We start from the raw sequence: 7,544 nt of genomic DNA, 5'->3' as shown, positions 1-7,544 counted from the left end.
GGGTCGATGTAGATTGCGCCCCAGCCGCAGGCCGTCTCGCAGAGACGGCAGCCGGTGCACTTTCGCTCGATAACCCTGGTCACGCCGAAGAAGTCGCCCACGCGCTCCCCGGAGAGGTCGAGCTCGAGGGCTTCGAAGGGGCAGACGTTGATGCACAGCTCGCAGCCGGAGCCGATGCAGTTGTCTTCGATGACGATTGCCTTGGGCCACTCTCGGCGCGGGAAGGTCTTACAGACGTCACCGAACTCGTCCAGGATCGCCTCGGGTGGACAGACGACACCGCAGGCGCCGCAGTCGATGCAGAGGTCGGGGTCGATTACGTGGATCTGGTTACGGACGCCGGTGATGGCTTCGGTGGGGCAGCGCTTGGTGCAGGCGGTGCAGCCGATGCACGTTTCGATGATTTTATAAGCCAAAAGTTCGCCTCCCCGTGCCCAAGGATCGTATCGGCGTCCCGAAGGGGCTGTCAAACCGGAGTATAGGTGCGGCCCTGGAACAGGAACAAGGGTAGAATCGGAGCCGGGGCCGGGCGCGCCTCTACTGCATGGGGGACTCGGTCAAGACAGGAGGAGGGGAATGACGGAAGAAAGGGCCTCAGTCACCAGGGCGCGCTTTCCCAGCGAATACGGCGCCCGCGGCGGCTCCGAAGACGTCCTCCTGTCCTGGAGTTACGTCGAGGACCGCCTGAAGGCGGCGCGCAACTACTGGCTCGGCACAATCTCGCCGGACGGCAGGCCGCACGCGAGGCCGGTCGACGGGGTCTGGGTGATGGGGGCGCTGTGCTTCGGCGGCTCAGACCGGACGCGCTGGGTGCGGAACCTGCGCCGTAACCGCGCCCTGTCGGTCCATCTGCCCACTGAAAGCGAAGCGATCATCCTCGAAGGCGAGGCCGAGTACGTCACAGACCCTGCCGACCCTCTCGGCCCGGCCTCGATGGCGGCGTCGCGAGAGAAGTACCCGCAGTACTTCCAGGAAGGCGCCCCGTTGGATGTTTCCCATTTCGAGCCGTTCTGGTGCCTGCGGCCGCAGGTCGTCTATGCCTGGCCTCTCCAGGGCTTCCCGAACCGGGCGACGAAGTGGGTCTTCGACGGCGATGAGGGGGCATTCCGGCATGCGTGACGTCGTGATGCGGGCCCTGGACACGGCGAGGATGCGCGGCGCGTCTTACGTGGACGTGCGCCTGGTGCACTTCCGGTCGGAGTCGGTCACGGTCCGCAACCGCAACGTCGAGGGCCTGGTGCTGGACGAGGGCCTGGGCTTCGGCGTGCGGGTCATCGTGGACGGCTACTGGGGTTTCGCCGCGAGCAACGACCTCTCGGCGCCGGAGGCCGACCGCGTTGCCGCGCAAGCCGTGAAGATCGCGAAGGCTTCGGCCCTGGTCCGCGGGCCGCGGGCGGAGATCGGTCCACCCGTGCGTCACATCGCGAAGTACGCGACGCCGGTCAAGAAGGACCCCTTCGCGGTGCCGCTGGACAAGAAGATCGACCTGCTCGTGCGCTGCAGCGAGGCGATGATGTCGGTCCCGGGCATCGTCATGGCGGAAGCCAGCACCTACAACCAGCGCGAAAGCAAGACCTTCGCCTCCAGCGAGGGCGCCTACATCGAGCAGGAGCTCGTCGAGACCGGTTGCGGCCTGGAAGCGACCGCCGTCGACGAAGGGGAGGTGCAGAACCGCAGCTACCCCAACAGCGTCGGCCGCCACCAGGGCACGGAAGGCTGGGAGTTCGTGGAGCGCTGGGACCTGCCGAGCAACGCCGGCCGCATCGCCGAGGAGGCGGCGGCGCTGCTGCGGGCCAAGCCCTGCCCGCCCGGCGTCACAACCGTAATCCTCGACGGCTCCCAGGTGGCCCTGCAGGTGCACGAGAGCTGCGGCCACGCCATCGAGCTGGACCGCGTGCTCGGCACTGAGGCGGCCTTCGCGGGAACCAGCTTCCTCACGACCGACAAGCTCGGCGTCTTCCGCTACGGCTCGGAAGTCGTAAACCTGACCGCGGACGCCACCATCCCGGGCGGCCTTGGCACCTTTGGTTTCGACGACGAAGGTGTCCCGGCGCAGCGCGTGCCTGTCGTCCGCAATGGCCTCTTCGTCGGCTACCTCACTTCACGCGAGACCGCTGCCACCCTTGGGCCGGCGGCCCGGACGCTGGCCGATGCCGGCGCGCCCATCGATCCAGCGCTCCTGGAAGGCCGCAGCAACGGCGCCATGCGGGCGAGCGGCTGGAACCGCATCCCCTTGATCCGCATGACCAACGTGAACCTGGAACCGGGGGAGTGGACGCTGGAGGACCTCATCGCGGACACGGACGAAGGCCTCTACATGGAGACTAACCGCTCCTGGAGCATCGACGACAAGCGGCTGAACTTCCAGTTCGGCACCGAGCTGGCCCGCGAGATCAAGAACGGCAAGCTCGGCGACCTGGTGAAGAACGCTACCTACACGGGCATGACGCCCCGGTTCTGGGGCTCCTGCGACGCGGTCGTCAACCGCGACGGCTGGGTGGTCTGGGGCACGCCGAACTGCGGCAAGGGGCAGCCGGAGCAGGTGATGCACACCGGGCACGGTGCCAGCGCTGCCCGCTTCCGCGACGTCCGCGTCGGCGTAATGCGCTAGTCCCGCCCGCGAAAGCCGTCATTGTCGCTTCGGCCCGATCCAGCGCAGACATGGCTGCCCGAGGGTCGCTCCGAAGGAAGCCGGCCTCAAGCTTTCGATGGATAGCCTGCGCTGCGCTCACTCCGTCGCGCGTAGGGCAGCGACAGCCCGACCCCCGGCGGGCCATGAAATCTCTGTGCCAATCAGCGTAATCGGGGGTTTTTCCTGCGGCCGCGATCTTATGATCAGACCAGGCGCGGCGGCCGTCCGCGCGGCGCAGGGCGCCACGCCAGGAGGCCGCGACGTGTACGACAGGACAACCATCGAGCGATTGAAGGCCCGGCGAGACGAGTGGGAGCGGCGCGCCGCTGGCCCGGAACGCCAGGCGGCCTTCGTGACCGCCTCCGGCCGGCCGGTCCGCCGCCTGTACGGTCCCACCGACGTCCCTGATTTCGACTACGAACGGGACCTGGGCCTACCAGGCGAGTATCCCTACACGCGCGGCATTCACCCCACGGGGTACCGCGGCAGGCTCTGGACGATGCGCATGTTCGCCGGCTTCGGCAGCGCCGAGGAGACGAACCAGCGCTTCAAGTACCTGCTGTCGCAGGGCCAGACGGGCCTGTCCATCGCCTTCGACCTGCCCACTCTTTACGGTTATGACGTCGATTCGCCGGAAGCCGAGGGCGAGTTCGGGCGCTGCGGGGTCAACGTGTCCTCCCTCGCAGACATGGAAGTCCTCCTCGACGGCATACCGCTGGCCGGAGTCTCGACTTCCATGACCATAAACTCTCCCGCTGCCGCTATCTGGGCGATGTACATCGCCGTCGCGGAGAAGCAGGGCGCGGACGTGCGCCGCCTTCGGGGGACATTGCAGAACGACATCCTCAAGGAGTACATCGCGCAGAAGGAGTTCATATTCCCGCCCGAGCCTTCGATGCGGCTGGTGACCGACACCATCGAGTTCGGCGCGCGGCAGATGCCGGAGTGGAACAGCGTCAGCATCTCCGGCTACCACATCCGGGAGGCCGGCGCGACGGCGACCCAGGAGCTGGCCTTCACGCTTTCCGACGGCCTGGAGTACGTGCGCTGGTGCCTCGACCGCCGTCTCGAGGTCGACGAGTTCGCGCCGCGGCTATCGTTCTTCTTCAACTGCCACAACGACTTCTTCGAAGAGGTCGCGAAGTTCCGCGCTGCCCGGCGGATCTGGGCGCGCGAGATGCGTGACACCTTCGGGGCGAAGAACCCGCGCTCCTGGTGGCTTCGCTTCCATACGCAGACGGCCGGCGTTTCCTTGACGGCGCAACAGCCCGAGGTCAACGTGGTCCGCACGGCCATCCAGGCCCTCGCCGCGGTCCTCGGCGGCACCCAGTCACTGCACACGAACTCGCTGGACGAAGCGCTGGCGTTGCCGAGCGAGAAGGCGGCCCGCATCGCCCTCAGGACGCAGCAGGTCATCGCCCACGAGACGGGCGTCGCCAACAGCGTCGACCCGCTGGGCGGCAGCTGGCTGGTGGAGGCCCTGACTAACGAGACCGAAGCGGACGCGTACGACTACTTTCACCGCATCGATGACCTGGGTGGGGTCATCCAGGCGCTGAAGGGTGGCTTCCAGCAGCGCGAGATCGCCGATGCCGCCTACCACTACGAGCGCGAGATCGAGTCGAAGCAGCGCGTGGTGGTCGGCGTAAACGATTTCCTCCTGGAGGAGCCCCTGGATATCCGGCTCCTGGAGATGGACCCGGAGGGCGAGCGCCGCCACCGCGCCCGGCTCGCAGAAGTCCGGCGGCATCGCGACGCGACGGCTGCGACCCGGTCGCTGCGAGCCCTCGAAAGTGCTTGCCGGACCGAAGCGAACGTAATGCCCGCCCTGATCGACGCCGTCAAGGCGTACTGCACTCTGGGCGAAATGATGGACGTCATGCGGGATGTATTCGGGGTCTATGAGGAACCGCTCATCGTGTAGGGCCGGGCGTCCGGTGGCGGACGTTATGTCCTCTATCGCCATTGGCTGACCGCGGTTATGTTGCCGCCGCGCGCCAGGAGCGAGCATGGGAGGGATTCCCGAGTGAGGTCCGCCGTGATCTTCGTTTATCTGAGGGACGGCCGAAGAGTCGAGATCGATCAGGGAGAGGCTTTCGTGCGCCGTGGCAACCTGCTCGTCTGCCTGGACGGGGCGGGCAACGAGGCTGTCCGCTTTGACTGCCAGGAGGTCACGGCCTACGGCCACGTGCCCTATCCCTACGATCCTGACTTCGTTTCACGGCCTCTCACAGCAGAGGAGGCGCTGCCCTCGCCGCCCCGCCGGCGGCGGGGCCACCAGCGCCTGCACAGGGAACGGCGCGTGGCTGATAACGAGTAAAGTGTGCTAGCCTGAGGCACCCCGATATCGGACAGGTGCCGTGGGCCACAGGCTCTCAGGTCTCAGTATCGTCGCGCTCCTGACCTCATTGCTGCTCGCCTGCGGCTCCGGCGCCGTCGCGCCTCCAGGGGCGCCGCCGGCTCCCCCCGCCGACGGACCGTTGCCCGATCCCCCACCTGCGGCCGAGGAAGTAATCGCGCCGCCGGCGTTCCCTCTGCCAGAGCCCTGGGCGCCCCCTCCCGCATTGCGTGCGGCCACACCTCCCCCGGAGATCGCCGGCCTCGCGGCCGTCGTGATCGATGAGGCTTCGGGGGCGGTGCTGTACGACAAGGACGCTCACCTTCGCCTGCCGCCGGCAAGCCTGACCAAGATCGCGACGGCCATCCTGGCCCTGGAGCATGGCAACCTCGACGACGAGGTCACCGTCGACGTCGACAGCCGCGTGATGCGCGGCAGCACCGTGATGGGCCTGGAGCCCGGCGACCGCTTCTCGCTGCGAGACCTGCTCTACGGGCTCATGCTGCCTTCGGGCAACGACGCCGCCCTCGCGATCGGAAGACACCTTGCCGGCTCCGACGGCGCCTTCGTCGAGCGCATGAACGGACTCCTGGCCCGCCTGGGACTGCGCGAGAGCCACTTCCTCAACCCTCACGGCCTCGGCCGCGGGGAGCACCTCGCCTCCGCCTACGACATCGCCATGCTCTCGCGCTACGCCATGAGCCTGCCGGGCTTCCACGAGCTCGTGAATGCGCGCTCCTGGGTCGCGCGCGGCTCCCGCACGATACCTCTGACGAACATCAACACTTTCCTCGGCTACTACCCTGGCGCCGACGGCGTCAAGACGGGCTATACCCGCAGCGCCGGCTCCACGCTCGCCGCCTCCGCCGCGCGCAACGGGCATCGTCTGTTTGTAGTGGTCCTCAATTCTCCTGCCCGCAACGAAGACGCCCGCCGTCTCCTGAACTGGGCGTTCACCACCTACGCCTGGCCGTGATTGCCGGCCGCAGCGCGGCTGAGACCCCGGGGGCCGGGTGATGGCGAAGGCGGGCCTCGGCGCGCTGGTGGGAGCCTTGCTATTGCCCTTCGCGGTGGCCGTCCTGGCCTGCACGTCGCGGCCGCAAGCTCGCGCCCAGGACGCCGCCCTCCCTGCCTCCGCGGCAGCACTGCTCGAGGCAGCCGCCGAGGACCCCGTCTCGCCGCCTGCCGAGCCGGCGACGGCGCCGGAGCGCGTCCCGCTCAGCGGCCGCCGCATCTGCATCGATCCGGGACACGATGCGTACTGGGTCCCGGGCGCGACGGGCCGGAATTCCAGCGGCGCCGTGCCGCGGCACCCGGCCGATGGGGTCCTGCTGCACGAACACGAGCTGACGCTGAGCGTCGCCTATCGGCTCTCGGACCTCCTTATCGCCGAGGGGGCCGCGGTCTGCGTCACCCGCCGGCCGCGGGACGAGGGCGGCGGCCTGCAACTGGAGCCCTACGACTACACGGGCGACGGCCGCGTGCGCGTCGCCGTGGCCGAGGACGCCCCGGAGCGGCTGCAGCCGCGCATCGACTGGGCCAACGCCTTCGAGGCAGACGTCCTGGTGTCGGTGCACTTCAATGGCCTCGATGACCCGCGCGTCCGTGGGACCGAGGTCTACTATACGGTCGACGGCCCTCGCGCCGACGACGGTCGCCGGCTCGCTTCGCTGCTGCTGCAAGCGCTCCTGGACGAACTGCGCGCCGCCGGCTTCGAGGCGGTCGACCGCGGGGTCCGCAGCGACTCCTACCAACGCTATTCGCCGGATGAGACAAGGCGGATGATCGCTAACAACGCCGCCGTCATCCGCGCCAACGGCGCCGACCCTTCGAACTGCCGGACGTGCTACCGTCTCATGACCACGGGCAACAACCCGATGTCGCTGCACCAGGGCCGCTACGTTGCGGCGATCGTGGAGGTCGAGTTCCTCTCGAACCCATGGGTTGTGGAGACCCTCATCCTGCGGCCGGACTCGCTCGACGTAATCGCTCGAGGCCTGGCGAAAGGCCTGCGCCGGTACTATGCCGCCGATTAGTCCCCGCCACGTGGCGGCCCTCGCGGCGGCGGCCATATTCGTGCTCCCGGGTTGCGGCGGCAGCGACGACCCTCCGCCGTCGCCCACACCCGAGCCGCCGGCCGCGACCGCTACGCGGCCGCCAGCGCCTACTACGACGCCCACGCCTGAGCCCACGCCCGAACCGACGGCGACGCCGGCGCCGCGCATAACACGGCCACCGGGGGAAGTGGCGCTTGGCAACACCGAGCGCAGGGAGATGGCGCTGACCTTCGATTGCGGCGCCTCCGGCGTGCCGACGCCGGCAATCCTGGACGCCCTGCGCGAGGCCGGCGTCCGCTCGACCTTCTTCCTCACAGGCCAGTGGGCGACCACATATCCGGACCTCACGCGCCGTATCGCCGCCGAGCATGAAGTCGCGAACCATTCCTGGTCCCATCCCGACTTCCGGGAGCTGTCGGACGCCCAGGTGCTGGCTGAGATGGAGCGCGCGGAGGAGGCGCTGCGGCGAGTGGCTGGCGTCAGCACGCGGCCGCTCTGGCGGGCGCCGTACGGCGCC

General features: G+C 68.5%; 8 protein-coding genes. 7 read left to right on the top strand and 1 reads right to left on the bottom strand.

Annotated elements, in window-relative coordinates; all coding sequences use genetic code 11:
- On the bottom strand, nucleotides 1-416 hold a 416-nt coding region (locus tag VNN10_02170), incomplete at its 3' end, for a 4Fe-4S binding protein (GenBank protein ID HXH20807.1).
- Nucleotides 417-576: 160 nt separating this feature from the next.
- Here VNN10_02170 and VNN10_02165 point away from each other — a divergent pair.
- From VNN10_02165 to VNN10_02135, 7 genes are all read left to right on the top strand, one after another.
- Nucleotides 577-1,119 (top strand): pyridoxamine 5'-phosphate oxidase family protein, encoded by a 543-nt coding sequence (locus VNN10_02165; GenBank protein HXH20806.1) that lies wholly within the window; start codon nucleotides 577-579, stop codon nucleotides 1,117-1,119.
- Nucleotides 1,112-2,611: a TldD/PmbA family protein gene (locus tag VNN10_02160; GenBank protein ID HXH20805.1), complete on the top strand. Its 1,500-nt coding sequence runs from the start codon at nucleotides 1,112-1,114 to the stop codon at nucleotides 2,609-2,611. The genes VNN10_02165 and VNN10_02160 overlap by 8 nt, the downstream gene beginning before the upstream one ends.
- 310 nt (nucleotides 2,612-2,921) lie before the next feature.
- On the top strand, nucleotides 2,922-4,556 hold the full coding sequence (locus tag VNN10_02155) for a methylmalonyl-CoA mutase family protein (GenBank protein ID HXH20804.1): 1,635 nt from the start codon (nucleotides 2,922-2,924) through the stop codon (nucleotides 4,554-4,556).
- A 114-nt stretch (nucleotides 4,557-4,670) separates the two neighbouring features.
- Entirely contained in the window at nucleotides 4,671-4,952 is a 282-nt protein-coding gene (locus VNN10_02150) for a hypothetical protein (GenBank protein HXH20803.1), read from the top strand.
- A gap of 244 nt (nucleotides 4,953-5,196) precedes the next feature.
- Complete coding sequence (locus tag VNN10_02145; protein ID HXH20802.1) at nucleotides 5,197-5,946, top strand: D-alanyl-D-alanine carboxypeptidase family protein; 750 nt, start codon at nucleotides 5,197-5,199, stop codon at nucleotides 5,944-5,946.
- Nucleotides 5,947-5,986: 40 nt separating this feature from the next.
- The gene (locus VNN10_02140) at nucleotides 5,987-7,006 is read left to right on the top strand and encodes an N-acetylmuramoyl-L-alanine amidase (GenBank protein HXH20801.1); all 1,020 of its coding nucleotides are present in this window, start codon (nucleotides 5,987-5,989) and stop codon (nucleotides 7,004-7,006) included.
- 10 nt (nucleotides 7,007-7,016) lie between these two features.
- Nucleotides 7,017-7,544 (top strand): polysaccharide deacetylase family protein (locus VNN10_02135; GenBank protein ID HXH20800.1); only part of this gene is annotated, 528 nt, incomplete at its 3' end.

This window comes from Dehalococcoidia bacterium (genome assembly GCA_035574915.1).
In the GTDB taxonomy this organism is placed as follows: Bacteria; Chloroflexota; Dehalococcoidia; order DSTF01; family WHTK01; genus DATLYJ01.
Note: the sequence above shows the minus strand (reverse complement) of the source record. Positions and strands in the feature narration are given on the sequence as shown.

Excerpts from the sequence above, each read along its gene's own strand:
- VNN10_02165 (HXH20806.1), top strand. The coding sequence starts at position 577 with ATGACGGAAGAAAGGGCCTCAGTCACCAGGGCGCGCTTTCCCAGCGAA.
- VNN10_02160 (HXH20805.1), top strand. The coding sequence starts at position 1,112 with ATGCGTGACGTCGTGATGCGGGCCCTGGACACGGCGAGGATGCGCGGC.
- VNN10_02140 (HXH20801.1), top strand. The coding sequence starts at position 5,987 with ATGGCGAAGGCGGGCCTCGGCGCGCTGGTGGGAGCCTTGCTATTGCCC.